General features: G+C 66.1%; 25 protein-coding genes, 1 tRNA gene and 1 riboswitch. Of the genes, 10 read left to right on the top strand and 16 right to left on the bottom strand.

Annotated elements, in window-relative coordinates:
* Positions 1-104: 104 nt before the first annotated feature.
* From ACQR0W_RS32710 to ACQR0W_RS32685, 6 genes are all read right to left on the bottom strand, one after another.
* Complete coding sequence (locus ACQR0W_RS32710) at positions 105-1751, bottom strand: lysine--tRNA ligase (RefSeq protein ID WP_315751260.1); 1647 nt, start codon at positions 1749-1751, stop codon at positions 105-107.
* 141 nt (positions 1752-1892) lie between these two features.
* Positions 1893-2801, bottom strand: a complete 909-nt coding sequence (locus ACQR0W_RS32705; RefSeq protein WP_316175635.1) for a transporter substrate-binding domain-containing protein — start codon at positions 2799-2801, stop codon at positions 1893-1895.
* 98 nt (positions 2802-2899) lie between these two features.
* A complete protein-coding gene (locus tag ACQR0W_RS32700; RefSeq protein WP_315717162.1) occupies positions 2900-3493 on the bottom strand; it encodes an SCO family protein in 594 nt (197 codons plus the stop codon).
* 21 nt (positions 3494-3514) lie between these two features.
* On the bottom strand, positions 3515-3703 hold the full coding sequence (locus ACQR0W_RS32695; RefSeq protein WP_315751257.1) for a hypothetical protein: 189 nt from the start codon (positions 3701-3703) through the stop codon (positions 3515-3517).
* A 130-nt stretch (positions 3704-3833) separates the two neighbouring features.
* Positions 3834-4358: a hypothetical protein gene (locus ACQR0W_RS32690; protein WP_315751255.1), complete on the bottom strand. Its 525-nt coding sequence runs from the start codon at positions 4356-4358 to the stop codon at positions 3834-3836.
* Positions 4359-5070: 712 nt separating this feature from the next.
* A complete protein-coding gene (locus tag ACQR0W_RS32685; protein ID WP_316170713.1) occupies positions 5071-5430 on the bottom strand; it encodes a hypothetical protein in 360 nt (119 codons plus the stop codon).
* Between the two features lie 165 nt (positions 5431-5595).
* Between ACQR0W_RS32685 and ACQR0W_RS32680 the strand changes: the two genes are divergently transcribed.
* Both ACQR0W_RS32680 and ACQR0W_RS32675 read left to right on the top strand, forming a co-directional pair.
* Positions 5596-5961 (top strand): nuclear transport factor 2 family protein, encoded by a 366-nt coding sequence (locus tag ACQR0W_RS32680; RefSeq protein ID WP_316170712.1) that lies wholly within the window; start codon positions 5596-5598, stop codon positions 5959-5961.
* Between the two features lie 209 nt (positions 5962-6170).
* Complete coding sequence (locus ACQR0W_RS32675; RefSeq protein WP_316187459.1) at positions 6171-8003, top strand: AMP-dependent synthetase/ligase; 1833 nt, start codon at positions 6171-6173, stop codon at positions 8001-8003.
* A gap of 34 nt (positions 8004-8037) precedes the next feature.
* Here the strand turns inward: ACQR0W_RS32675 and ACQR0W_RS32670 are convergent.
* Positions 8038-8111 (bottom strand) — tRNA-Gly (locus tag ACQR0W_RS32670).
* A gap of 230 nt (positions 8112-8341) precedes the next feature.
* On the opposite strand from ACQR0W_RS32670, the gene ACQR0W_RS32665 reads away from it, so the two are divergent.
* The 5 genes from ACQR0W_RS32665 (at position 8342) to ACQR0W_RS32645 (ending at position 11297) form a co-directional block, all read left to right on the top strand.
* Positions 8342-8761 (top strand): SPW repeat protein, encoded by a 420-nt coding sequence (locus tag ACQR0W_RS32665; RefSeq protein ID WP_315717156.1) that lies wholly within the window; start codon positions 8342-8344, stop codon positions 8759-8761.
* A 222-nt stretch (positions 8762-8983) separates the two neighbouring features.
* A complete protein-coding gene (locus tag ACQR0W_RS32660) occupies positions 8984-9556 on the top strand; it encodes a methylated-DNA--[protein]-cysteine S-methyltransferase (protein ID WP_315717155.1) in 573 nt (190 codons plus the stop codon).
* Between the two features lie 77 nt (positions 9557-9633).
* Positions 9634-10473, top strand: a complete 840-nt coding sequence (locus ACQR0W_RS32655; RefSeq protein WP_315717154.1) for a helix-turn-helix transcriptional regulator — start codon at positions 9634-9636, stop codon at positions 10471-10473.
* A gap of 52 nt (positions 10474-10525) precedes the next feature.
* Positions 10526-10885 carry a VOC family protein gene (locus ACQR0W_RS32650; protein WP_315751247.1) on the top strand — a complete coding sequence of 120 codons (360 nt, stop codon included), beginning with the start codon at positions 10526-10528 and terminating at the stop codon, positions 10883-10885.
* Between the two features lie 10 nt (positions 10886-10895).
* A complete protein-coding gene (locus tag ACQR0W_RS32645) occupies positions 10896-11297 on the top strand; it encodes an SRPBCC family protein (protein WP_316170710.1) in 402 nt (133 codons plus the stop codon).
* A 4-nt stretch (positions 11298-11301) separates the two neighbouring features.
* Here ACQR0W_RS32645 and ACQR0W_RS32640 read toward each other — a convergent pair whose 3' ends face one another.
* The gene (locus ACQR0W_RS32640; RefSeq protein ID WP_316170709.1) at positions 11302-12780 is read right to left on the bottom strand and encodes an MATE family efflux transporter; all 1479 of its coding nucleotides are present in this window, start codon (positions 12778-12780) and stop codon (positions 11302-11304) included.
* 130 nt (positions 12781-12910) lie between these two features.
* The gene (locus tag ACQR0W_RS32635; RefSeq protein ID WP_315717150.1) at positions 12911-14017 is read right to left on the bottom strand and encodes a 2'-deoxycytidine 5'-triphosphate deaminase; all 1107 of its coding nucleotides are present in this window, start codon (positions 14015-14017) and stop codon (positions 12911-12913) included.
* 112 nt (positions 14018-14129) lie between these two features.
* Positions 14130-14209: riboswitch (SAM riboswitch) on the top strand.
* A gap of 76 nt (positions 14210-14285) precedes the next feature.
* Here ACQR0W_RS32635 and ACQR0W_RS32630 point away from each other — a divergent pair.
* Positions 14286-15494, top strand: coding sequence for an O-succinylhomoserine sulfhydrylase (locus ACQR0W_RS32630; protein ID WP_316170708.1), 1209 nt, complete (start codon positions 14286-14288; stop codon positions 15492-15494).
* A 75-nt stretch (positions 15495-15569) separates the two neighbouring features.
* Here the strand turns inward: ACQR0W_RS32630 and ACQR0W_RS32625 are convergent, their stop codons facing one another.
* From ACQR0W_RS32625 to ACQR0W_RS32615, 3 genes are read right to left on the bottom strand one after another with little or no spacing between them, the layout of a single operon-like run.
* Entirely contained in the window at positions 15570-16730 is a 1161-nt protein-coding gene (locus ACQR0W_RS32625; RefSeq protein WP_315827959.1) for a GDSL-type esterase/lipase family protein, read from the bottom strand.
* Positions 16731-16743: 13 nt separating this feature from the next.
* A complete protein-coding gene (locus ACQR0W_RS32620; RefSeq protein ID WP_315717147.1) occupies positions 16744-17502 on the bottom strand; it encodes an SGNH/GDSL hydrolase family protein in 759 nt (252 codons plus the stop codon).
* Complete coding sequence (locus ACQR0W_RS32615) at positions 17502-18830, bottom strand: OpgC domain-containing protein (RefSeq protein WP_315827958.1); 1329 nt, start codon at positions 18828-18830, stop codon at positions 17502-17504. Before ACQR0W_RS32615 ends, ACQR0W_RS32620 begins: the two co-directional genes overlap by 1 nt.
* A gap of 324 nt (positions 18831-19154) precedes the next feature.
* On the opposite strand from ACQR0W_RS32615, the gene apaG reads away from it, so the two are divergent.
* Positions 19155-19547, top strand: coding sequence for a Co2+/Mg2+ efflux protein ApaG (gene apaG / locus ACQR0W_RS32610; protein WP_315717145.1), 393 nt, complete (start codon positions 19155-19157; stop codon positions 19545-19547).
* Positions 19548-20387: 840 nt separating this feature from the next.
* Here apaG and ACQR0W_RS32605 read toward each other — a convergent pair.
* The 3 genes from ACQR0W_RS32605 to ACQR0W_RS32595 all read right to left on the bottom strand — a co-directional run bounded on the left by ACQR0W_RS32605 (position 20388) and on the right by ACQR0W_RS32595 (position 23782).
* A complete protein-coding gene (locus ACQR0W_RS32605) occupies positions 20388-21383 on the bottom strand; it encodes an Hsp33 family molecular chaperone (RefSeq protein WP_315717144.1) in 996 nt (331 codons plus the stop codon).
* 252 nt (positions 21384-21635) lie between these two features.
* Positions 21636-22562, bottom strand: coding sequence for an ornithine carbamoyltransferase (argF, locus tag ACQR0W_RS32600; protein ID WP_315717175.1), 927 nt, complete (start codon positions 22560-22562; stop codon positions 21636-21638).
* An 8-nt stretch (positions 22563-22570) separates the two neighbouring features.
* Positions 22571-23782, bottom strand: a complete 1212-nt coding sequence (locus tag ACQR0W_RS32595; RefSeq protein WP_315751238.1) for an aspartate aminotransferase family protein — start codon at positions 23780-23782, stop codon at positions 22571-22573.
* A gap of 477 nt (positions 23783-24259) precedes the next feature.
* On the opposite strand from ACQR0W_RS32595, the gene ACQR0W_RS32590 reads away from it, so the two are divergent.
* Positions 24260-24775, top strand: coding sequence for a GcrA family cell cycle regulator (locus tag ACQR0W_RS32590; RefSeq protein WP_315717142.1), 516 nt, complete (start codon positions 24260-24262; stop codon positions 24773-24775).
* Between the two features lie 122 nt (positions 24776-24897).
* On the opposite strand, the gene ACQR0W_RS32585 is transcribed toward ACQR0W_RS32590, so the two are convergent.
* Positions 24898-26205 (bottom strand): ATP-binding protein, encoded by a 1308-nt coding sequence (locus tag ACQR0W_RS32585; RefSeq protein WP_315717141.1) that lies wholly within the window; start codon positions 26203-26205, stop codon positions 24898-24900.
* Positions 26206-26227 lie beyond the last annotated feature (22 nt).

Raw genomic sequence — 26227 nt, 5'->3', positions numbered from 1 at the left:
ATGCCATGATGCGCGACCGAAAACCTTATGCGATCACTCCATCAACATAACAGTTGCCGGCGTTCGCCGGGACGACACCTTTGGTGGCGCGATGAGCTTGGCAATCACGCGCTGCGTGCCAATGCCCCGTCGATCATCGCCACCGCATTGTTGACGCCGTAGACCGCGACGAAGGACCCAAAGCGCGGGCCCTTCTCCTGGCCGAGCAGCACCTGGTAGAGCATGTTGAACCAGTCGAGCGAGACACCGGGGCGGCCGTCCTTGCCCTTCTTGGCGTGGTCGAGGAACGGCTCGCGGCGGCCGATCTCGTAGACCACGTTCTGAATGTCCTCGGCCGTCGCGTCAGCCGGCAGGTTCGACAGCGCATCGCGCAGGTCCTGCAGCGCCACGCGCTCACCCTCGGTCGGCTCGCGGAAGGTCTTGGTCGGCGCCACGAAGTCGCGATAGTAGTTGATGGCGTAGCCGACCATCGCGTCGAGCTTGGGATGGGTCTGCGGCGTCACGCCGGGCCGGTAGCGGCCGATGAACCCCCACAGCGTCTCGGCATTCTCCGCGTTCGACGACGACACCAGGGTCAGCAGCAGCTGGAAGGTGACGGGCATGTCGGCCTTCGGCGGCTTGCCGGAATGGATGTGCCAGACCGGGTTGCCGAGCTGCTGCTTGGCGTCCTGCTTCGGAAAGCCTTCCAAGAACTGCTGGTAATCGTCGACGTTGCGGGGGATGACGTCGAAATACAGCCGCTTCGCCGCCTTGGGCTCGCGATACATGAACAGCGACAGCGATTCCGGCGAGGCGTAGCGCAGCCATTCGTCGATGGTCAGGCCGTTGCCCTTCGACTTCGAGATCTTCTGGCCCTTCTCGTCCAGGAACAGCTCGTAGTTGAAGCCCTCCGGCGGCGTGCCACCGAGCGCCGCGCAGATCTTGCCCGACAGCTTCACCGAGTCGATCAGGTCCTTGCCGGCCATTTCATAGTCGACGCCCAGCGCATGCCAGCGCATCGCCCAGTCCGGCTTCCATTGCAGCTTGCAATGGCCGCCGGTGACCGGAACGGTCATGCGCTCCCTGGTTTCGGGATCGTCATAGGAGATGGTGCCGGCCTTGGCGTCGTGCTCGACGATCGGCACGTACAGCACGAGGCCGGTGCGCGGGCAGATCGGCAGGAACGGCGAGTAGCTCGCCGCGCGCTCCTCGCGCAAGGACGGCAGCATGATCGCCATCACCTTCTCCAGCCGCTCCAGCATCCGCAGCAGCGCCGCGTCGAACTTGCCGGAGGTGTAGTACTCGGTCGACGAGGCAAACTCGTAGTCGAAGCCGAACCTGTCGAGGAAGGCGCGCAGCCGCGCATTGTTGTGCGCGGCGAACGAGGGATATTCGTTGGAGAACGGGTCGGGGATTCGCGACAGCGGCTTGCCGAGGTGGGTGGCCAGCATCTCCTTGTTCGGCACATTGTCCGGCACCTTGCGCAGGCCGTCCATGTCGTCGGAGAAGGCGATCAGGCGGGTCTTGATCTTGTCCTCGGTCAGCACGCGGAAGGCGTGGCGCACCATGGTGGTGCGCGCGACCTCGCCGAAGGTGCCGATATGCGGCAGGCCGGACGGACCGTAGCCGGTCTCGAACAGCACCTCGTCCTTCGGATTCTTCTTCAGCCGGTTGACGATCGCCTTCGCCTGCTCGAACGGCCAGGCGTTGGAGTTTTCGGCAAGCGCGCGCAGGTCGCTCGGGCTGGTTGGGACGAGATCGATCGTGGACATCGTGAAAAAGACTTCTCCGAAGACGTCAGTGCAAAACAGAGGTCATGATACCCGTCATTCCGGGGCGATGCGAAGCATCGAACCCGGAATCTCGAGGTTCCGGGTTCGCGTCTTCGACGCGCCCCGGAACGACGGCAAGCGCTAGAACGGGCTGATCGAGAAGTAGCGCAGCCACAGGTCGGTGTAGCGGCCTTTTTCCCAGACCCGGAACAGCGCCCAGTTCAGCGCCTGGCGCAAGAGGTCGTTGCCCTTGCGCACGGCGATGCCGACGCCCTCGCCGAAATAGCGGCTTTCGACGAAAGGTCCACCGGAAAAGGCGCAGCAATCGCCGGAATCGGTGCCATTGACCCAGAACGCCAGCGAAATGCCGTCGCCGAAGATCAGGTCGACCTCGGCCCGGCGCAGCGCCTGCCGCAGCGCCTCGTCGTTCGGATAGCTCTTGATCTCGGCGTCGGTGAACATCGCCTTGAGGTAAGCCTCGTGCGCGGTGCCGGCGACGGCGCCGATCTTCTTGCCCTCGAGAAATTCGGGGCGGATCTCGGTCATGACGGCGTCGCGGCGGGACACGAAACGCGCGGGCGCCCGGTAATACGGATCGGAGAAATCGGCCCGCGCCCGCATCTGCGGCGTCACCGCGATCGAGGCGATGATCGCATCGCCCCGGTTGGAGGACAGCGCGTCGAGCAGGGTTTCGAACCGGCGCATCTGGACGGTGCAGGTCACCTTGATCTCGTCGCAGATCGCCCTGGCAAGATCGACGTTGAAGCCGGCCGGATTGCCGTCCGGACCCGTGAAGTTGAACGGAGGATAGTCGGTCTCGGTCAGGAACCGAATCACCGTGAGGCGCGACAGATCGGGCCGCTCCGGTCGGCGTCGCGGGTCCCAGAACCCAGGGACGGCCTGCGGCGCCGCTTCGACCGCCGGCCGCACCGGCGCCTGGGCGCGCGCCTCCGAGCCGGCTGCGGCCAGGCCGAAGCACAGCAGCGCGCCGGCAATGGCGGCGCCGGCCGCAGGCGCGGATTTCACGGGCTTTGACAAGACGGTCGGCATCAGCGGTCCCGATGGTCAGCGCCTTATAGACCATCCATGCGCAAATTCGAGGCTGGATTCGGCCCGGAGGCGGCCGCCCGGCTGGAGCGTTAACGCGCTCAGAGGTATTTCTTGAGATCCGCCGCGGCTTCCTCGGGCGTCCGCTTCAGGTTGAACGGTGCGACGAACCGGCCGTTGCGGTCCATCAGATACACCAAAGCGGTGTGGTCCATGGTGTAATCGCCGTCCTTCAGCGGGACCTTCTTGGCATAGACCCGGTACTCGGTGAGAACCTTCGCCAGCACCTCGGGATCGCCGGTTAGGCCCTTGAGATGCGGGTCGAAGCTGGAGAGGTAGTCCTTCATCGCGGCCGGATTGTCGCGCTCGGGGTCGACCGAGACGAAATAGGCGTTGACGCTGTCGGCGTCCTTGCCCATCGCGCGCAGCACCTCGGAGATCTCGAACAGCGAGGTCGGACAGACGTCCGGGCAATGGGTAAAGCCGAAGAAGATCAGCGTCGGCCGCCCTTCCAGGCTCTTCTCGGTGACGACGGCACCGCTCTGGTCGGTCAACTGAAACGGGCCGCCGATCGCGGCCGGCGCCGCGATGTTGCGGCCGCCGCCCATGACAAGGAACATCAGCGACAACCCGACCACCAGGCTGGCGGCGAAGGCTCCGACGATCACCAGCGGACGGGTGACATTGGACGGCATTGCGCGCTCCTTCACTGTCTCTCAGAAGCAGGCCTGCCAGCCGGCCGCGATGGTCTCGAAGAACACCGCGGTCCCGTACTGCACCCACATCGTCACGGCGCCGACGACGAGCCCGATCGCCGCGATCCCCGCCGCGAGGGCCGGAGCAGAGGCCGGACGCCGGGCTCGCGATGCGGACGGTATCTCTTGGGGCGCTGAAAGAGGCTGCATGATGGCGTACTCATCGGCCGGAGCCGGCCAAGCGGCCCACCCCTCTCGCTCCAGATAAGCCCCGCAGCCGGTCCAGGCAAGCGCCGCAGTCGGGCCGCGATCACCCGAAGCGACTAGTGCCTCAGTGTGATCAATGGGAGGCAGAGGCCTTGGCGGCAGCCGGCGAGATGGTCGGTGCATTGGGCACGACGTGCGAGGAGGCCGGAGAGGACGCCTGGGCATCCATATAGCAGGGCTTGTACATTGCCTGCAGCTCCCTGCCCTTCAGGAAGATCATCCGGGGCGTCAGGCCGCCGCGCTGGGTGATCCAGCGGCGGATCGGCGAAGGGTACATCGAGTACAGCATCTGGGTCGCCTCGGGATTGGTGACGGCGCGGCCGTTGGCGCCGAAATCCCAGGCGGCGTGGAAGCCGAGATTGGCATGCGAGGTGACACAGATCTTCTCGTGCGGGATCGCCCCAAGCACGATGGTGCAGGCCGATGCGCAGAGCCCGTCGATGATCACATACTCACCGGAGGATCGCAGGCCCTGGTACTTGTCGACATAGGTTCCGATCCGGCCACCGCGGTCATCGGCGATCCGGACCACGGCCTGGCTGGCGCCGACCCCCGACAGCAACAGAACGACCGCAAGCAATCCCGTCCAGAATTTCATGTCGAGCCCCAGTGCAACCCGGCGAAAACCGATCTGACCGACTTTGGCACGCTTCGTGTGATGCGCTTCTTGTGATGCTTGGACTGCGGTGGACCTTGCAATCACGACCCCATCCGCAGAACCGGAACGCGAAAGCCAAATCCAAATCGCAAATGCAGCGTGTTTCGAGATCGTGTTTTTGTCCAGGAGAGCGCAGCTGCGAAAGCCAAATTCACCGCGAGTGTTGCAAGCCCGCTGCACCAATGAGTCGCTACCACCGAAAATGGACCAACGCTGGTTCCGGACATGGCGGTGGCGCCACGAGCAAGGCAGAGGCCCGGCATGATTCGCCCATCGGCGCGGCAGCGGCGTCACGGCGGCACAAACGACACTCCGGAGAAACCCGGGGCCGAGCTTCCGCGCGACACGCGCCCCGCTGCCCAGTGACGGCGGGACGCTCGCCCGCTCATCGCCGGCCCAGGGGTGCTCGTGCGATCACGATCGCGGGTGCGGGCTTCCGCCAGCCCCGACGGCATGGCCGAAATCCGGAGATGCGACGAATGCAATCACAAGGTTGGACCGTTCGGCCGAGCCCCGCGCCGCAAGCGGGCGCGGCAGGGTCTCTCCTCGCACCGCGCCGTCTGGATCGGGAGATGGAGCGAGGTCGGGCCGATATCGCGCTGGCAGCCGGGGAGACGATCTGCCTCCCGATGCTTTCGCCGTCTGGACCGAACTAATTATCGGGCAGCCGAATCCGTGCACCAAAGGTGACGAGCGGCGCATCGGCGGCGCCGAGCTGGATCTGTCGCTCCGGCACCTCCTGATAGCTGCCGTCTTCAATCTTTCTTAATTCATATTGCCAGACAGTTAACGTCTCGCCGCGCGCGAGCGCATCGCGGATGCGGCTGGCGCCGCGTCCCGGCAGCTTGACGAGGTCGGCGCGCATCATGCCGATCATCGTCGGGCTCCCGCCGCGATGCAGCTCGAAGAACACCATGCGATTGGGCTTGTCCTGCGGCTTGAGCACGGTATCCGCCGTGAACAGCACAAGACAGATTGCGACGGCAATCCACTTCCAAGTGTCGGACATCATGAGACGCATTCCCCGCACCGCCTCTGCGCGTGGCGTAGCCCTCGCGCAAACGGGCGGCAACTTACAGTTCTGTCATTCCGGATGAGATGACGTTCGACGTAATCGATTCGCTGCGCGCCGGGCGCGATGATGGGCTCATCATCGTTCACAACATGGAGAGCACCGATGACCAACCCGATGGAGATCGCCGAGAGCTACATCGCGCTGTGGAACGAACGCGATGCCGCGCAGCGCGGCGCATTGCTCGCACGTCACTGGACCGCGGATGCGCTCTATGTCGACCCGCTGATGCGCGGCGAAGGACGCGATGCGGTGGACGGCCTGGTCGCGGGCGTGCAGCAGCGCTTTCCCGACTTCCGCTTTCGCCTGATCGGCTCCGCGGACGGCCACGGTCATCATCTCCGCTTTTCCTGGGAGCTCGGCCCCGAGAATGCGGAAGCCCCGATCCAGGGCACGGATTTCGTCGAGCTGGCCGACGGCCGCATCCGGCGCGTCACCGGGTTTCTCGACAAGGTCCCGCAGGGCGCCTGACGGACGCCCCGATCCGCCCGACCTCCCACAGCGGGGTCGGCCTGCCGCGATTGCCGGGCTCCCATGCGCAGACGCACGATCTGTCTCGTGGTGATTGCGCTACGTCAACGTCGGACCCGATCCGCCGCTGCAGAGCTTCTGCTTCGCGACGGAGTTCAGGATCGCCGGAGACGGGCGTGCAGCACTCAAATCCCATCGATGATCACGCCATGGCGGCCGACACGTTGGCCGGTATCACCACCTTGCCCGAACTCTGGCACTGGCGCGTCGAACAGAGCCCGGACAAGCAGGCCTACCGACATTTCGACGCAGGAAGCGGCCGATGGGCGAGCTTCTGCTGGCGCGAGATCGATCTCGTCGTCGGGCGATGGCGGCGGGCGCTTGCGGCCGAGGGCTTCGCCCAGGGTGAGCGCGTCGCCATCCTGATGCCGAACGGGATCGCGCATCTCGCCATTGACCAGGCCGCGCTCTCGCTCGGCCTGGTGCCGGTGCCGATGCATGCCGTCGATAACGCCGACAGCATCGCCTACATCCTCGCCGATTCCGGTGCCCGGCTGCTGCTGGTCGATTCGGACACACGCTGGGATGAGATCGCAGCGGTCGGCGAGGCCCTGCCCGACCTGCGGCGGATCGTCTGCGCCGACCGGCAAACGACCTCGCCGACCGGCGATCCGCGCCTCATCGATCTGGAGGCGTGGTTGAAAGCGGCCAGCGATGCCACGCCTCCGGGCACCCGGATCGCCATCGCGCCGCACGACCTCGCCGCCATCGTCTACACCTCGGGCACAACGGGCCGGCCCAAGGGCGTGATGCTGTCGCACGACAACATCGTCTCCAACCTCAAGGCCATTCATCAGCGGCTGGCGGCCGATACCGACGACGTATTCCTGTCGTTCCTGCCGCTGTCACACACGTTCGAGCGCACCGCGGGCTACTACTACCCGATCGCCATCGGCGCCTGCGTCGCCTATGCGCGCTCGGTGAAGCAGCTGTCCGAAGATCTGGTGGAGGTCCGTCCGACCATCCTGATCTCCGTGCCGCGCATCTATGAGCGCATCTACTCGGTCATCATGCATCACCGCGCGATCGCAAACCCGCTGGAACGGGTGCTGCTCGACCTGACCATCGCGATCGGCGGCCGTCGCTTCGATGCGCAGCATGGGCGCGGGACGAGACTCTCGGCGTTCGACCGTATCGCGTGGCCGCTGCTGCAACGCCTGGTCGCCGCCAAGCTACTGGCTCGATTCGGCGGACGGCTGCACGTCGCCGTCAGCGGCGGCGCCCCGATCGCCGAGCCGGTGGTGCGGCTGTTCCTGGCGCTCGGGCTCGAGGTGCTGCAGGGCTACGGCATGACCGAGACATCGCCCGTCGTCAGCGTCAACACGCCTGACGACAACGACCCGCGCACCGTCGGCCGCGCCCTGCCGGGCATCGAGGTGCGCATCGGCGACAATGACGAGTTGATGGTGCGCGGCCCGAACGTGATGCTCGGCTATTGGCACCGGCCGGAGGAGACCGCGCGCACCAGGGAAGCCGACGGCTGGCTGCACACCGGCGACCAGGCCCGCATCGACAGCGGACGCATCACCATCACCGGTCGGATCAAGGACATCCTCGTCACCTCGACCGGCGAGAAGATTGCGCCCGCCGATCTGGAAACCGCGATCCTGACCGATCCGCTGTTCGATCAGGCCATCGTGATCGGTGAGAACCGGCCGTTCCTGACCGCAATCGTCGTGCTCAATGCCAACGGCTGGGCTGAGCAGCAGGCGAGGCTCGCGGCGCACGGCCAGCGCGGCACCGAGGCCGAAGCGGCCTCCCTGCTGCGCCACATTGCGCGAGCCGTGAAGGCCTATCCGTCCTACGCGACGCCGAAGGCGGTGCATTGGACCTTGGAGCCGTGGACCGTGCAGGAAGGCCTGATCACGCCGACGTTGAAGAACAAGCGTCCGGCGATCGAGCGGAGCTTTGCGAAGGAAATCGAGGCGATCTATGCAAAACGCCCGTCAGCTTCGCGGCCGTCGGCTATCGTACAAAGCTGATCTTGCACGGCACCGCAGCAGGACATTGCGGCATTGGAGCGGGCGAAGGGAATCGAACCCTCGTATGCAGCTTGGGAAGCTGCCGTTCTACCATTGAACTACGCCCGCGCTCGCCAATGCTTAGCCGAGACCATGCGTTTCGCCAAGCGGCTTGTTTCCGCCAGACCGCCAAGGCCGCGGGGGGCAGACGCAAGAGTTCGACCACCGGCCTGATCTCCCGATCGTGATCGGCCGCAACCGCAGGCTCCGGAACGGATCGGGCCGATCGCGCTTTTGCCCGTTGGAAGCGGCGCCTCTCCCTGTTTCGCCACGCCGTGAAGGTCCTGGGAGCTCACATCATGCAAAGCCACAGCCCCGCGTCTCAGACCGCCCCCTCGAAAGCCCTCGCCGTGATGTCGGGTCCGTCGGCGCTCGACCTTTACACCCTCGGCTGCGGTCTGTTCCTGGCCGTCGCGCCCTGGCTGTTCGGCTTCGTCGGCAGCGTCGGCCGCATCAACGCTGAGTTGGCGGGGGCTGCCGTCATCGTGCTCTCGCTCGGCGGCCTTCTTGCGTTTGCCGATTGGGAGGAGTGGCTGAAGGTCGCGCTTGGAGTGTGGCTGGTTGCAGCCCCATGGCTGCTCGGATTCGTGCATACGTCGGCGATGCATGTCAGCATCGCCATCGGGATCACCGTGACCTTCCTGAGTCTGCTCGAACTGTGGCTTGCGCATGATCCCGATTTCGCCGGCGATGGCCCTGCATTGGTGAGCCGGCCGTAGCGGCTTGGCCGATCGCGCGTCGCCCGCGCGCAGCGCCTCCTCCCGCGATCGCGTTGCGATGACAGAGATCGCAGACAGCGATCGCAACGGCACGCTTGACAACCATCACCCAAATCAGGGCAAACCCGCCCCGGTCAGGTCACGCTGTTAACACTTTGTAAACAAAGTTGATGCGGGCGATCGTGACGATGATATGATGTGGTGTGGGGTTGGGGTGGCGTCATGGGGCGTGGGTATACGATCTTTGATACGGCCCTCGGCCGTTGCGGCATTGCGTGGAGCGATGTCGGAATCACCGGCGTACAATTGCCGGAAGCACGGGAAATCGAGACGCGGCGACGCCTGTTTCGCCAGTTTCCCGACGCACGGGAGCAGCGCCCGTGTTCGAATACTGAACTCGCCATCGAAGGCATCGCGGCCATGCTGCGCGGGCAGGATGTCGACTTCTCCGACGTTGCGCTCGACCTCGACGGCGTCACGGCCTTCAACCAGCGCGTCTATGATTGCATTCGCGCCATTCCGCGCGGCGAGACGCGCACCGCCGACGCGATCGCGGACGAACTGCACGTTCCCAAGGCGCTGAATTCGATCGCGCAGGCGCTGAGCAGGAATGCGCTCGTGCTGATCGTTCCCTGTCACCGCGTGCGTGACATCGGCAACGGCCTCGACAAGCCGTCGCCCAACAGCGGCATCGTCTCCAAGCGTCGGCTGCTGTCGCTCGAAGGCGCAAAGCCTCATGCGGGCCTGACGTTGTTCGACGCGTTTCTCGCCATCGACAGGCCGCGCGCATTGTAAGCCCGCCTTCGCGCGTCGCGCGATATTATCTCGCACGACGCCCTCCTCTTTCCGCCGCAATGCGCTAGATTTACAGGATGACCAGCACCATCCTGTTCGAAAGCCGCGACGTCACCGTGTCCGAGTTCCGCTGTGCAGCGGTCCCGGGCGAGCGTCCCTATGTCGAGCAGTATGCCGGCTACTCGCTGTCCTATGTGCGCAAGGGCAGCTTCGGCTGCCGGCACCGCGGCCGCTTCTTCGAACTGGTCACCGGCTCGCTGCTGGTGGGCCATCCCGGCGATGAGTTCATGTGCACGCACGATCACGTCTGCGGCGACGAATGCCTGTCATTCTTCTTCGATGATGCGCTCATCGACGAGATCGGCTGCGACAGGCAGGCCTGGCGGGCTGGCGCGATGCCGCCGCTGCCGGAGCTCATGGTCCTCGGTGAGCTCGCGCAGGCCGTCGCCGCGCGCGAGCAGGACCTCGGTCTGGACGAGGTTGGACAGATCATCGCCAGCCGCTTCGTCGCGACCGCCACGGGCCGGCAGGAATGGGCGGCGACGCCGAGCCTGCGCGATCGCCGGCGCGCGGTGGAGAGCGCATTGTGGATCGACGACAATGCGGAGCGCGACATCGACCTGGCGGCTGCGGCGCACGAAGCCGGCGTCAGCCCGTTCCATTTCCTGCGGCTGTTCGCGGCGACGATCGGCGTGACGCCGCATCAATATCTGATCCGCTCCCGCTTGCGGCGCGCCGCGCGGCGTCTCAGCGAGGAGGACACGCCGGTCACCACCATCGCCTATGATTCGGGCTTTGCCGACCTGTCGAATTTCACCCGCACATTCGCGCGCGCTGCCGGCGTGTCGCCGGCGAAGTTTCGCAAGGTCTCGCGCGGCGAGCGCAAGATTCTCCAAGACCATCTGAGCCGCCATTGATTGGATGATCTCAGCGCGTGCGGCAGCCGCATGCGAAGCATGGAGATCATCGATGTACGATCATATCGGCCTCAAGGTCGGCAATCTCGACGCCAGCGTCCGCTTCTACACATCGGCGCTGGCGCCGCTCGGCCACATCCTCTGCTCCAAGGACGAGGCGTCGGCGGGCATCGGCCCGAAGGGGGAGCCGGCGCTGTGGCTGTATGTCGACAAGGGCGCCAGCAAGGGCGCCGCCCATATCGCGTTCCGCGCCCAGGACCACGCGGCCGTCGCCAGATTCCACAGCGAGGGGCTGAAGGCCGGCGGCAGCGACAATGGCGGCGCCGGGCCGCGCGCGGACTACAGTCCGACCTACTACGCCGCCTTCCTGATCGATCCCGACGGCAACAACATCGAAGCCGTGTGTCCGTGAGGTCAAGCCCATGGCATCCATCCAGAAGGACATTCCGATCGCAGCCCCGGCGGGTGCAGTGTGGGACGCAGTGCGGGATTTCGGCGCTGTTCATACCAGGGTGGCGCCCGGCTTCGTCACCGGCACCACGCTCGACGGCGACGTCCGCATTGTCAGCTTCGCCAACGGCAGCGTGGTGCGCGAGCAGCTGGTCGACTGCGACGATCAACGCCGGCGCCTCGTCTATGCCATCAAGAACGAACGCATCAGCCAGCACAGTGCGTCGTTTCAGATCATCCCGGAAGGCGACGAGCGCTGCCGGGTGATCTGGACCACCGACGTGCTGCCGCACGAGATCGCACCCTATATCGATCAGCAGATGGAGCTCGGCGCGCGCGCGATGCAGGACACGTTGGGCGGGCTGCGCGGATAGCGGCTCAGCCGATACGCGCCGGCGGCGGCCCGCGCGAGTCAAGGCCGCGTCCGGCCGTCAGCACGGCCGGGCGCAGCTCCAGCGCTGCGGCCGGCTTCGGGCCCCAGCGGGTGAGCATGACGCTGGCGAGCGTCAGCACCCCGAGCAGGACCATCGAGGACGCCGCCAGCATGAAGAAGTCGCCCTCGGTCGCGGCACGGCTCAACAGATAGCTGCCACCCGCAGCGATGAAGACGAGCCGCACCGTCTGCGCCAGCACCGGACCGAGCACCCTGGCGGCACCCTGCGAGGAGAAATACATCGAGATCGCCAGGCCGATGAAGGCATACATCGGCGCCGCGACCTGGAGATAGTGCCGGCCCGCGCTGCGCGCGCTCTCGTCCTGGGTGAAGATGTCGACCCACAATTGCGGGACGATCGCGATCAGCGTCGACAGCGCGCCCACCGACGCGAACGACACCAGTCCCGCCGTCCAGGCGATGCGGCGGGCGCGCGCGATTCTCTCCGCACCGATCGCCATGCCGACCATCGGCACCGAGGCCATGCCGACGGAGAATGCGACCGTGGTCATCATGAACTCGAGCCGCGCGCCGATGCCGTAGCCGGCGAGCACGGCGGTGCCGAACGACGCCAGCATATGCGTGAAGATCGCGATCGACAGCACGGATTGCAGCGGCGAGAAGCAGGCGACGGCGCCGACCTTGAGAATGTCGGCGAACATCGCGCCGCTGATCTTCAGGCCCCGCAGCTTCGGCCGCACGCGCGCGCGGCCGGAGAACAGGTACCAGCCCATCACCGAGATGCTGACGCAGAACGCCAGCAGCGCGCCGGCGGCGACGCCGCGCATGCCGAGCCCGAGGACCAGGCTGAGCGTGCCGCCCAATACGATCTGCAGCAGCGCCGAGCTGAGGATCATGAACGACGGCAGCTTCATGTTGCCGGTGCCGCGCAGGATGCCAGCCATCGAGTTCATCAGCCAGGGCAGGATCGCGCCGCCGAAGAAGATCTGCAGATAGGCCGTGGCATGGCTCAGCACCGCGCCGCGGCCGCCGAGCACCTCCAGCAAGGCAGGGCCGAACGCCAGCATGCCGATCATGAAGGTCGCGCCGAACAATAGCGCGATCAGCAGCGCGTGCGTGGCGAGCGTCGAGGCCCGCTCGGCGTCGCCGGCGCCGAGCGCGCGCGCGATCGCCGAGGCCACGCCGCCGCCCATCGCGCCGCCGGACATCGTCATGGTCAGGATCACCAGCGGAAACACCAGCGCCATCGCCGCCAGCGCCTCGATACCGAGCCGGCCGATATAGGAGGTCTCGGCGATGACGACGCAGGTGCCGGCCGTGTTCGCGATGATGTTGGGCCAGGCCAGCGACAGCAGGGTGCGCAGGATGGGTCCGTCGACGAGCTTGTTCCGGATCGGCTTCTCGGGGGGCGGCAATTCACGCCCCTCGCCGACCGGATTGTCGGCCAGGCCGATCTCGGACATTTCAGCTCCCCGCTCGGCCGCGCAGGCCGCGGCCGTCTTATCGTTCGATTGCTCTCGCTTTCCTAGCACGGCGCTGGCGCGCGCCCTGTGCGGCAGGCGCATTGGGGGTGCGCGGCAGACGCAGCCGCGCTCAGAGACGGAAATGCTTGGAGAGCTTCAGGCCCTGGGCCTGGTAGTTGGAGCCGATGCGGCTGCCATACATCGCATTCGGCCGCGCCAGCATCTTCTCGTAGACGAGACGGCCGACGATCTGGCCGTGCTCGAGGATGAACGGCACCTCGCGCGAGCGCACCTCGAGCACCGCGCGCGAGCCCTGCCCGCCGGCGCCGGCATAGCCGAAGCCGGGATCGAAGAAGCCGGCATAGTGGACGCGGAATTCGCCGACCAGCGGATCGAACGGCACCATCTCCGCGGCGTAGTCCGGCGGCACCTGCACGGCTTCCTTGGAGGCCAGGATGTAGAACTCGCCGGGATCGAGAATGAGGCTGCCGTCGGGACGTGCCTTGATCGGCTCCCAGAACTCCTCGACCGGATAGCCGGCGCGGCGGTCGACGTCGACGACGCCGGTGTGGCGCTTGGCGCGATAGCCGACATTGCCGTTCGCATTGCTGCCGGACAGGTCGACGGAAAGCGCGACGCCGCCGGTGAGATCGGCATCGTCGCGATCCACCAGTCGCTCGGCCTGGTGCAGCGCGATCAGTTCGTCCTCCGACAGGACCGCGTCGCGATAGCGGAAGCGAACCTGGGACAGGCGCGAGCCCTCGCGCAGCAGGACCGGGAACGTCTTCGGGCTGATCTCGGCATAGAGCGGGCCGTGATAGCCCGCGCCGATCATGTCGAAGCGTCGCGTGCCGTCGGCGATCACGCGGGTGAACACGTCGAGCCGCCCGGTCGAGCTTTTCGGATTGGCGGCCGCGACGATGTCCTTCGGCAGCGCCAAGCTCTCCAACAGCGGCACGATGTAGACGCAGTTGGTCTCCAGCACCGCGCCGTCGGCAAGTGCGAATTCGTGCAGCTTGAGCTCGTCGATGCGCTCGGCGACCGTCGCGCCCGGCCCGGGCAGGAAGCTCGCACGCACGCGATAGGCGATGTCGCCGAGCCGCAGATCGAGGCTCGCCGGCTGGATCTGGCTCTCGACGAAATCATATTCGGGGATGATCAGGCCAGCCTCCGTCATCGCCACGATCATGCGATCGGGGAGGATGCCGTGGGCGTCGGGGCTGAGCGAAAACGGCAAGACCTGATCCTTTGCAGGCGCCGGAACGGCGGCTTATGGAGCCAATATAGGGTCTTTTGACCGGTTATCCGATGGCTGGCTTGACGGAAAGGCCGGTTGCGACTATGAGCACGACTTATCCCGTGGTGATTTGAGCCGGCCGGCTTGCAGCCACGTTAAATAAGTCGCTAAACAGGCCGGGGACGATTGTGATCCCGGCCGTGAGGAGTTTTCCCAGGCCGGTTTTTTTGTGCCCATCGCCCGAGGCGGTGGCCACGATGGAGGTCACATGTCGAAGTCCCCCGCGAAGGCGCCGGCGTCGTTCGCCCACTATCGTCCCGAAACGAGGCTGGTGCATTCCGGCACCTTGCGCTCCGAATTCGGCGAGACCGCCGAGGCGCTCTATCTCACCCAAGGGTTCGTCTACGCCACCGCCGAGGAATGCGAGGCGCGCTTCAAGGGCGAGGATCCCGGCTTCATCTATTCGCGCTTCTCCAATCCCACCACGGCGATGTTCGAGCGCCGCATGATCGAGCTCGAGGGCGCCGAGGCCTGCCGCTCGGCCGCAACCGGCATGGCCGCGGTCACCACGGCAATCCTGGCTCCCCTCCGTGCCGGCGACCACGTTGTCGCGGCCAAGGCGCTGTTCGGCTCGTGCCGCTACGTGGTCGAGGATCTCTTGCCGCGCTACGGCATCGAGTCGACCCTGGTCGATGGGCTCGACCTCGACCAATGGCAGAAGGCGGTCAGACCCAACACCAAGTCGTTCTTCCTGGAGAGCCCGACCAATCCGACGCTCGACGTGATGGACATCCCCGCCATCGCCGAGATCGCGCACGCCCATGGCGCGCGGCTGATCGTCGACAACGTGTTCGCCACCCCGATCTGGCAGAGCCCGCTCGCGCTCGGCGCTGACGTCGTGGTGTATTCCGCGACCAAGCACATCGACGGCCAAGGCCGCTGCCTCGGCGGTGTGATCCTGTCGTCGGAGGCGTTCATCGCCGAGCACATCCACAATTTCATGCGCCAGACCGGCCCGTCGATCTCGCCGTTCAACGCCTGGGTCCTGCTCAAGGGCCTGGAGACCCTGGCGGTGCGCGTGCGCGCGCAGACCGAGACGGCGGCGAAGGTGGCCGACTTCCTCGCCGCGCATCGGAAGATCTCGCGGCTGATCTATCCGGGCCGCGAGGACCATCCGCAGGCGGCAACCGTCCGCAAGCAGATGCGCGCCGGCTCGACCCTGGTCGGCTTCGAGGTCAAGGGCGGCAAGGCGGCTGCGTTCCGTACGCTCAACGGCCTGAAGCTCGCGCGCATCTCCAACAATCTCGGCGACGCCAAGACGCTGGTCACGCACCCGGCGACGACGACGCATCAGCGGCTGACGCCGGAGGCGCGCGCCGAGCTCGGCATCAGCGAGGGCTTCATCCGCTTCTCCGCCGGACTCGAGCATGCCGACGATCTGATCGAGGATCTGGACGCCGCCCTGCGGGCGGCGTAGCGAATGGCGAATAGGGAGTAGCGAGTAGTGGATCTCTTCCCTATTCGCTACTCGCCATTCCCTACTCGCTTCTGATCACATCGGCCGATAGGTCGGCACCTCGGCCGGTGCGTTGATGCCGAGCTTGACCTGGCCGACCGAGCGGATGATGTCGTCGCCGAGCAACTGGGCGAAGCAGGCATAGCCCCAATCGCTCATGTGCAGGCCGTCCGAGATCACGAACTCGTTGATCGGGATCGCCTGGCGCTCGTGCCAGTCGCGCATCACCTCGAAGCGCGGGAAGATGCCGGCGTGATGCAGCTCGGCAATACGCCCGAGCAGCTTGTTCATGCGGCTGGCGTTCTCCGAGCGCTCGTTGACGCGCGGCGAATATTGCAGGTCGACCAGCACGACATCGGAGGCCGCCGCCTGGATCTTGGCGACGCCATCCTCGACCAGCCTGGCGGTCTCGGCCGGATCGAGATCGCGCAGCACGGCATTGGTGCCGACCTGCCAGATCACGAGATCCGGACGCCGGTCGATCACCGACGTCTCCAGTCGCTTCATCATCTCCGGCGCATCCTCGCCGCCGACGCCGGCATTGATGACGCTGATGTCGACCATGGGATATTGCCGGCGCAACTGCGCGGCGAGCCGGTTCGGATAGGTGTAGTCCGGCGCGCTCGCGCCAAAGCCCTGCGTCGACGATGAGCCGAAGGCGACGATCACGACCGGCAGGCCGGAGGCGAGCTTGTTGGCGACGTGCGGCAGCGAAATGAAGTTCTTCTTGGCGACACCCTTCGGCGGCAGGCACGGCACGCGGTTGAAGATGTCGGTGGCCGATTTGGCGACCTGCTTGACCTTGTCGATCGCCCGCTCGGTGATGCTGCGCGATTGCGGCGGCGTGGCCGCGACGGCCTGCCCGGCTGCAGCCGGCGGCTGTGCATCGGTCATGGCCGGCGCGGTCGTCGCCGCGGGCGGCGAGGTCGTGGCCGCCGGGCGCACCGCGGCGATCGGCCCGCGCATCTGATCGTTCGCCTGCGCCAATGTGATGTGACCGATGCTCGGTCGCAGCTCGCTGATCAACGGAGGCTTCGGACCGGAGCTCTCCACATCGGAAAGCGCGGCGGGTGCAGCCGGCGCTGCGCTCTGCGCCCGTACCTTCTGCGGGCTCAGCGCGAGGGCGATGGCAATGACCGCAACGGCCGAAAGCTTCTCCCATGTCCCGGATACGCGGTGACACTCATTCGACGTCATGAACGACATAATCCTAGTTCTGCTGCGCCGGCCCGATATGCGCCGCGTCGATGATGAACTTCGACAGCGCCCGGCCGATGCAGTCATGAACCTGCCTGGCCAGCTCGACCCCGTGCGTCGGATTGAACAGGTCGAAATCGCCCTGCTCGTTCCACTGCCGCATGATGGCAAACCGATCGAACAGCGGGATGTCGCGCTGCTGCGCCACCACACGCATGTTGTCGACATAGGGCGGCACGGAGATCAATGTTTCCGTCCGCGGACTGTATTGCAGGTTCATCAAGACGACGTCAGCTCCCGCCTTCTGCAGCGTCGCCACACCGTCGTCGACCGCCTGCCGGAACTCATCAGGATCGATCGACCGCATGGCGTCGACCGTGCCGGTCTGCCAGATGACCAAATTAGGCCGTTTTCCTTCCACCAGTTTAACGAGATTGCCCGCGACCTCCTCGGCCGTCTTCTTGGGCTGCAGCTCGACGCTGAGATTGACGGTGACGGCCGGCAGCTTGTCCTTCAGCGCCGCCTGCAGACGGGCGGGGTAGGCATTTGCGTCGGAGGTGCTGACAATGGAGGATGAGCGGCTTCCGACGACGAGAATATCCAGCGTGCGGCCATTCTTGACGGCGTCTGCAACCTTCGGGAGCGGGCTCTCGGTTGTCAGCAGGTAGGCCGGCACCTCGCAGTTCTGCGGCGCGTCTTCCGCGCGCGCGGAGGCCGCCAGCGAAACAGCCAGCGCTGCGATACCCAACCTTAACCACGAGACGGACTTCATCAGCCCCCTCCCGCCAGATCGGCGTTGCTGCGCGCACCTTTTCGCGCGGCCCCCTTATCGGCCTCACGCTTGTACCACGAAATCAACGACGCCACCCCCCACATGATGAGGATGCCGCAAAGGCTGATCACCGCGTGCATCATGGCGCCGCCGGACACTTCGGCAAGGACGAAGTGGCCCGCAAACGCCAGAAACACGCCAAGACAGAAGATCTCGAGCGAGTGTTGCCCACAAACAATCAGCGGACGCAGCCACGGCGACTTCAAGAGCGGCCAATCCTTGCGCAAATAGTGCACGGTGAGTGCTGCGAGTGCGAGAAAATGCGCGAAACGCAACACGTCAAGGTCGGTCTTGTCGATCGGATACATCCACTGCTCGATTCGGCGCGGCATCAGATGGCCGAGCTGCGGAATGTACCAGGTCAGGGTCACGCAGAAGGCCGCGACCAGATAGGCGACGCAGAGCCCGAGCGTGATCGGTGAGTTGATGATGCGCGACATGCGCTGGGCGCCCCCGAGCGCGCACCAGGCCCCGAACACGAACAGGAGCTGCCAGGCGAACGGGTTGAACGCCCAGAAGCCGTTCGGATAGGCCGTCAGATAGAGATCGAGCTCCCAGGTGAGTGCGTAGAGAACGACCGAGAGCCCGAGCGTGACGTCAGGACGCCAGCGCATCAGCCACAGGATCAGCGGCAGGAACAGCATCAGCACGATGTAGAGCGGCAGCACGTCCATGTTGACGGGGCGGAAGCGCAGGATCAGCGCCTGCACGATCGTCACGTCCGGCTGCTTGAGAAAGTCCATGATCCCCATCTCTTCGGTGTAGAGCGGGTTCTCGAAGCTGGTCGCGACGTAGGAGATCTCGGCAAGGAAGATCGTGAACAGGAAGACGTGGGCGACGTAGATCTGCCAGACGCGGCGCAGGATGCGCGCGGTGGCGACGATGAAGCCGGCATCCTGCATCGCCCGGCCATAGACGAATGCCGCCGTGTAGCCGGAGATGAAGATGAAGATCTCGGTGGCGTCGGAGAAGCCGTAGTTGCGGATCGTGAACCAGGTCAGCAGGTTCGGCGGCAGGTGGTCGATGAAGATCAGCCAGAGCGCCAGCCCGCGAAACAGGTCGAGCCGCAGCTCGCGCTCGCCGACCGCCGGGAAGGTGATCGCAGGAGCAGCGGTGGTGCCGGGTGCAGCGGTGACGGCCGGCGCCGCCGCGACGGCAGATGCAGATGCAGCCGCGCTCGCCGCGGCGGCAGTCTCCGCAGCCGGCGCGGGTGCGGCGCTGGCGGCGGGGGCGGACGGTCCGGCAGGGCGATCGACAATCGACGTCATCAGGCACCGCGTCAAGGCTGCCAGCCTTCGAGGCCCGGCAGGGGAAATGTAGGGCTGCGCAGATTTTACGCAAGCGATGAAGGACTTATCAGCTGGGCCGCGCCCAGTTTTTCGACCTTGGCGGACGGTTGGTGGGCGATCGCACGACGCAGGACAGGTCGATCGCCCCCAGGGTGCTGCCTGCCGCGCCCGATCCGAGTCCAAGGAACGGATCGCGCGTACGGCCGACAAAGTCCGCGATTCTTGTGCCATAATGCGGAACTGTGTTGAAAGCACGATGGCGTCGCGATTGGTTCCGGCGCGGGTTTCCGCTACAATGCCACCATGTATCGCGCCGTGACTCGCCACATCGAAGTGACCGTCGAACCGAACTTCCTGCCTGAGAAGTCGTCGGTGGCCGATGGCCGCTGGTTCTGGTCCTATACCGTCGTCATCACCAACAGCGGGGAGGAGACGGTGCGGCTGCGCAGCCGGCACTGGATCATCACCGATGGGATCGGCCGGCAGCAGGAGGTCCGCGGCGAGGGCGTGGTCGGCGAGCAGCCGGTGCTCGCGCCGGGCGAGCGCTTCGAATACACCTCCGGTGTCCCGCTCACCACCGCGTCCGGCTTCATGGCCGGCTCGTATCAAATGGAGAGCGAGAGCGGCGAGCACTTCGACATCGCCGTGCCGGCCTTCTCGCTCGACAGCCCCGAGGGCAAGCGGGTGTTGAACTAGCTGAGAAGGCATGCAGTCCGACTGCCCCAAGTCTCGTCTGCTCGCTGTCTCTTGTGCTGCAATACGACAGATCCTGCACCCGCGCCGCACGAAATCGTTCTCGCGACGCATCCCGCGCCCGAGCCTTGTCCATTCACCCGCCCTCTGCAAATAGAGGGCGCAGGGAAGGCCGGGCCTCGGCTGAGGCCTGCGGCCCGCCTGCAGAAAAAAAATGCAGGCGGCAGGTACCACAGGTCCAGCCGGAACGACCCGGCCCTCCCTGCGCGACGGTTTTAACGGCTGCTTCGCGTTCTCCCTGGTGCGCCGGGCTTGTTGGCCACCATCCTCAACGCGAAGCGGAGCTTCAGCGTGAGTTGATATCAGCATCGGGATATCAGGACCGCGCGACTTGACCGTACGTGCATCGCCGTTCGTCCGCGCAGACTGACTACGCTGCGGCCATGCACGCCCATCGCATCCCGCTGCCAACGGTCCGTGACGGTCGCGAAACGCCCCTCGTGCGGCAGCAAGACGCGCGGAAATGTGCCAGTGATTTGCCCGACGGCACAAGCGGTTTGTTGCTGCGACCAATCAACGCGACGGGCATGGATGTGGCGTCGATCAGCGAGAAAGCCGATTTTCAACAACGAACTAATCGAGATCGCCGGCGCACACGAACTCCCGACGTTTTCTCCGATGCCGTGCGACGCAGCCTATCAAGCGTCGTCGCGAGGAGCGAAGCGACGACGCGATCCAGAACTGTCGAAGCGACTGCGGATCGCGTCGCTGCGCTCGCGATGACGTACGGAGGGTTGTCGCTCGACCACGATCGGTACGACGCGCGGAGCGAGCGCAACAGAGTCAGTTCTCCGTCACGCCGGCTTCGTGCGGGGTGAAGTGATAGACCGAGGAGCAGAACTCGCAGGTGACGACGACCTTGTCGTCCTTGACCATGTCGGCGCGGTCCTGGGGCGAGAAGCTCTTCAGCATGTTGGCAACCGCATCGCGCGAGCAGGAACAGCGCGCCTGCAGCGGCACGAGGTCGAACACGCGCACGCCGCGCTCATGGAACAGGCGATACAGCAGCCGCTCGCCCGACAGCGCGGGATCGATCAGCTCGATATCCTCGACGGTCGCGACCAGCGACTGGCCCTCGACCCAGGCCTCGTCCTCCTCGATCGCATGCAGCTCGGTGCCTTCGGGCGCATCGCCGGGATGCAGGTCGGCTTGGCGCAAGCGCTCCGGCGCCTGCGGCAAAAATTGCGTCAGGAGGCCGCCGGCACGCCAGCGGTGCTTGCCGCCGCTCCACTCCTCGCCGACGGCGAGGCGCACGCGGGTCGGGATCTGCTCGGAGCGCAGGAAGTATTCATGAGCGGCCTCCTCCAGGCTGCCGCCGGTGAGCGCGACCAGCCCCTGGTAGCGGCTCATGTCGGCGCCCTGGTCGATGGTCATCGCCAGATGCCCCTTGCCGAGCAGGCCGCCGGAATCCTTGGCCTCCGCCAGCCGGGCTTCGTCGAAGCGGGCATAGGCACGCAGGCGATCGGGTGCCTGGAAGTCGACCACCAGGAACGACACCGGGCCGTCGGTCTGGGTCTGCAGGATGAAGCGGCCGTCGAATTTCAGCGCGGAGCCGAGCAAGGTCGTCAGCACGATGGCCTCGCCGAGCAGCTTGCCCACGGGCGCGGGATAAGCGTGCTTGGTGAGAATGTCGTCGAGCGCCGGGCCCATGCGGGTCAGTCGCCCACGCAGATCGAGCGCCGCGACCTCGAACGGCAGCACGGCGTCGTCGACCGGCACCGCCGAGGGGGCGCGGCTGGTATCGAGGTTGATGTCGGTGTCGGGGGGATTGGTTGTCATGGGGCGTATTTGGGGATGATTGAAACGAATGGAAGGGCATCCCAGGCTGTCGTCCCGGCGTTGAGCCGGGACTCATACCGCGGATGCTATCGAGGAACGCCGGTGGTAGTCGCCGACGCTAAGCCGTAACCGACGAACCACGATCGCTCCAACTACGCCGAGCAACGGCCACAGCTGCAAATCAGTTCGATCACGCGGTATGGGTCCCGGCTCAAGGCCGGGACGACACCGGTGAAATTGCGCCGTCGAACCCTAAGCCCGCTCGCCGAAGCACCAGGCCAAGATGCCCTTCTGCGCATGCAGGCGGTTCTCGGCTTCGTCGAACACCACCGACTGCGGGCCGTCGATCACCTCGTCGGTGACCTCCTCGCCGCGGTGGGCCGGCAGGCAGTGCATGAACAGCGCCTCGGGCTTCGCCAGCGACATCAACTTGGAATTGACCTGATAGGGCTTGAGCAAATTGTGCCGATGCTCGCCATCCTTGTCGCCCATCGACACCCAGGTGTCGGTGACGACGCAGTCGGCGCCGGCGACAGCGACTTCCGGATCGTGGCCGAGATGGATGTCGGCCCGGGTGGCGCGGATGAAATCCTTCATCGGCTTGCCGGGCGACAGCTGCGGCGGGGTGGCGACGTTGAGCCGGAACTTGAAGCGCTCGGCGGCATGGGCCCAGGAGGCCAGCACGTTGTTGTCGTCGCCGGTCCAGGCCACGGTGCGGCCCTCGATGGAGCCGCGATGCTCCTCGAAGGTCATCACGTCGGCCATCACCTGGCAGGGATGCGAGCGCCGGGTCAGGCCGTTGATCACGGGCACGGTGGCATGCGCGGCAAGCTCGAGCAGCGCCTCATGGCTGAGGATGCGGATCATGATGGCGTCGACATAGCGCGACAGCACGCGCGCGGTGTCGGCGATGGTCTCGCCGCGGCCGAGCTGCATCTCGGTGCCGGTCAGCATGATCGCCTCGCCGCCGAGCTGGCGCATGCCGACGTCGAACGACACGCGCGTGCGCGTCGACGGCTTGTCGAAGATCATCGCCAGCACCTTGCCCTCGAGCGGCTTCTTCGCCGGCTCGCGCGCCTTCAAGGTCTTCTTCATCGCGCTGGACAGCGCCAGCACGTTGCGCAGCTCCTCCACCGGCATCTCGGTGAGATCGAGGAAATGACGCGGCGTATTGCCCATGGTCTTGCTCATGATGCGGCCGCCTGCTTGGCAGGCGCGCCCGACAGCGCCGCACAGGCGCGATCGAGCATCTCGACCGATTGTTCGATTTCGGATTCGTTGACGATCAGCGGCGGCAGGAAGCGCACGACGTTGTCGCCCGCGCCGACGGTGAGCAGCTTCTGATCGCGCAGCGCCGTGACCAGATCGCCCGACGGCACCACCGCCTTGACGCCGATGAGAAGGCCCTCGCCGCGGATCTCGGAGATGATGTCGGGATGACGATCGAGAACGGCGGCGAGCTTCTGCTTCAACAGCAACGACATCTTGCGGACGTGATCGAAGAAGCCGGGCGCCAGCATCACGTCGAGCACGGCGTTGGCCGCGGCGACCGCCAGCGGATTGCCACCGAAGGTCGAGCCATGCGAGCCCGGCGTCATGCCCGACGCGGCCTCGGCCGTCGCAAGCACGGCGCCGATGGGAAAGCCGCCGCCGAGCGCCTTGGCCAGCGACATCACGTCCGGCGTGACGCCGAGCCAGCGATGCGCGAACAGATCGCCGGTGCGGCCCATGCCGGTCTGGACCTCGTCGATGACCAGCAACAAACCGTTGTCGTCGCAGAGCTGGCGCAGCGCCTTGTAGAACGGCAGCGGCGCGGTGCGCACGCCGCCCTCGCCCTGCACCGGCTCGACCAGGATGCCGGCGGTGTGCGGACCGATCGCCTTCTTCACTGCTTCGATGTCGCCGAACGGAACCTGATCGAAGCCGTCCATCGGCGGACCGAAGCCGTCGAGATATTTGGCCGAACCTGTCGCGGCGAGCGTGGCGAGCGTGCGGCCGTGGAACGCGCCTTCGAACGTAATGATACGATAGCGTTCGGGATGTCCCTTGGCGGCGTGATATTTGCGCGTGATCTTGATCGCGCCTTCCATCGCCTCCGCGCCCGAATTGGCGAAGAATACGTAGTCGGCAAAGCTCTGCTCGCACAGCCGCGCGGCAAGGCGCTCGCCATCCGGGCTCTTGAACAGGTTCGACATGTGCCAGAGCTTGGCCGCCTGCTCCTGTAGCGCCTTGACCAGATGCGGATGCGCATGGCCGAGCGAATTGACTGCGACGCCCGAGGTGAAATCGAGATAACGGTCGCCATTGGTCGCGATCAGCCACGCGCCTTCGCCGCGCTCGAACGAAAGATCGACCCGGGCGAATACGGGGAGGAGATGCGTAGCGGCAACACTGGTCATGGCGGATCACATGAGCTGACGGGCCGGCCGAGACACGCGCCACGCGGCGCCATCGCGCATCAGGGACCCCACCCTAGAAAACAAAATGTGCCGCCTTTTCAAGGCGGCACGTGCATCTATTGTATGCGGGCAGCGGTGGGAGTCAACTACGCGTCAGCTGATGCATGGGGGGCCGGCCCGTGAGATTCCGGACGCCTGACACGCCTCGAGACACGCCACAGGGAACCACGGAATGTGTGGACTGCGGCCGCCGACTCTTGCGCGGGAGTCACGCCATATTGTAGCGTTTTCAACGTCGAGTACGACATCTCGTGCGGCAGTTCTGATCCCTCTCGAAGTTCTCTGAGTTTGCGTAACGTCCGGGTGCCTTGCGCGTGCCCGGCGAGGGACAAGGGATTCTGCCGCCAGGGATTTTCTTGAGACAGCATCGCAGCGCCGTCCCGGAATTGGCCGGCGCAACGCGAAGGGAAAGGTTCGATGACCGTATTGACCTGGTCCGACGATCGCGTCGAGCAACTGAAAAAACTCTGGGAAGCCGGACTGTCGGCCAGCCAGATCGCCGCGGAACTCGGAAACGTGACGCGCAACGCCGTGATTGGCAAGGTGCACCGGCTGGGCCTGTCCGGCCGCGCCAAGAGCCCGGCCACCGCGGCACCGCGCCAGCGCAAGGCGGCCCGCCCGGCACAGCCGATGATGCGGGTGGCGCGCCCGGTGGCGCGCGGCAACACGGCGCTCGCACAGGTTTTCGAGGTTGAGGCGGAGCCCGATCCGGTTGCATTCGACAACGTCGTGCCGATGAACCAGCGGCTGTCGCTGCTGGAGCTCAACGAGGCGACCTGCCACTGGCCGGTCGGCGATCCCTCAAGCGCGGATTTCTTCTTCTGCGGCGGCAAGGCGCTTTCCGGTCTGCCCTATTGCGCGCAGCATTCGCGCGTCGCCTATCAGCCCGCGGCCGACCGCCGCCGCCAGCCGGCGAAGTCGACCACGCGCTGAGGAAGTTGGCCGCGACGGGCGATGAGGATGCTCCGCATCGCCCTGGGATCTCCGGCGGCCTCAACTCACAACGACCATGGACGTGAGCCCGGCCCGCGCCGGGCCGCAGATGCGACGGGCGATCAGGCGCCCCGCGCCGGCTTCGACTGCGGAAAGCACGCCGTGAAGGCGGCACCGTTGCGCGGCACGCTTTCGATCAGCAGCCGGCCGCGATGGCGGTTGAGGATGTGCTTCACCAGGGAGAGGCCGAGCCCGGTGCCGCCTTGCGCGCGGCTGTCGCCGACATCGACGCGATAGAAGCGCTCGGTCAGGCGCGGCAGATGCTCGGGCGCGATGCCGGGGCCGAAATCGCGCACCTTGACCCGGATCTCCGGCGCGTTCTCGGCGGAGACGGCCTGCTCCAGCGAGACGATCACGCGCCCGCCCGAGGCGCCGTATTTCAGCGCGTTTTCGATCAGGTTCTCGAACACGCGCAGCAGCTCCTCGCGGTCGCCGGCGATCGTCACCGGCACGTCCGGCAGGCTGGTCTCGATCACTACCTGGCGCTCGCGCGCCAGCGACTCCAGCCCGTCGGTGACCTGGCGGATGATGGGGACGACGTCGACCATGGCGTGGGGCTGGACATGCGCCGACAGCTCCACCCGTGACAGCGACAGCAGATCGTCGATCAGCCGCGCCATGCGCGTCGCCTGGATGTGCATGATGCCGAGGAAGCGCTCGCGCGCCTTCGGATCGTCCTTGGCCGGCCCCTGCAGCGTATCGATGAAGCCCGAGAGCGCCGCCAGCGGCGTGCGCAGCTCGTGGCTCGCATTGGCGACGAAGTCGGCGCGCATTTCCTCGACCCGGCGCAGCGGGGTCAGATCGTGGAACGTCATCAGCATGCATTTGTCCGTGCCGCCGAACGCCGTCGGCACCGGCACCGGCGTGATGATCAGCTCCATCCAGCGATCGACCGGAACGTGATCGTGATAGGTGGCACGGCGGATCTCGGTGGTGGCGATCGCCTCGCGCAGCGCAGTGATGATCTCCGGCGTGCGCAGCGCGAACTGGGCGAGCTCGCCCTTGCGCAGGGCCGGCGCGAGCTGCGCGGCAGCGGCATTGAGGTGGATGACTCGGCCGGCGCGGTCGAGCAGCACGGCGGGATCGGGGATGCCCTCGACCACCGCGCTGACGGCCGGCGCCTCGACCGGGTTGGCGTGGCGCTCCTCCTCGCGCTTGGCGACCGCGCCATGCAGCCGCCACGGCACCAGGGCGGCGGCGGAAATGCACAGGAATACCGCCAGGGCCCGCAGCGGCAGCAGCTCGTCCAGCAGCACGAGCCCGGCAAGCGCGAGCGCCGCAGCGAGCAGGATGATCGCGGAATGGCGCAGCCGGTCCGGCCAGGGGGTGAAGATCGAGAGCGGCGTGTCGGAGGGAGCGTCGAGGGCCATCTCGTCCTACTGTTCCCTTGAG

This window comes from Bradyrhizobium sp. HKCCYLRH1034, from assembly GCF_051168375.1.
Lineage (GTDB): Bacteria > Pseudomonadota > Alphaproteobacteria > Rhizobiales > Xanthobacteraceae > Bradyrhizobium.
The sequence above is the reverse complement of the archived record's forward strand: the minus strand, read 5'-3'. Positions and strand labels throughout refer to the sequence as shown.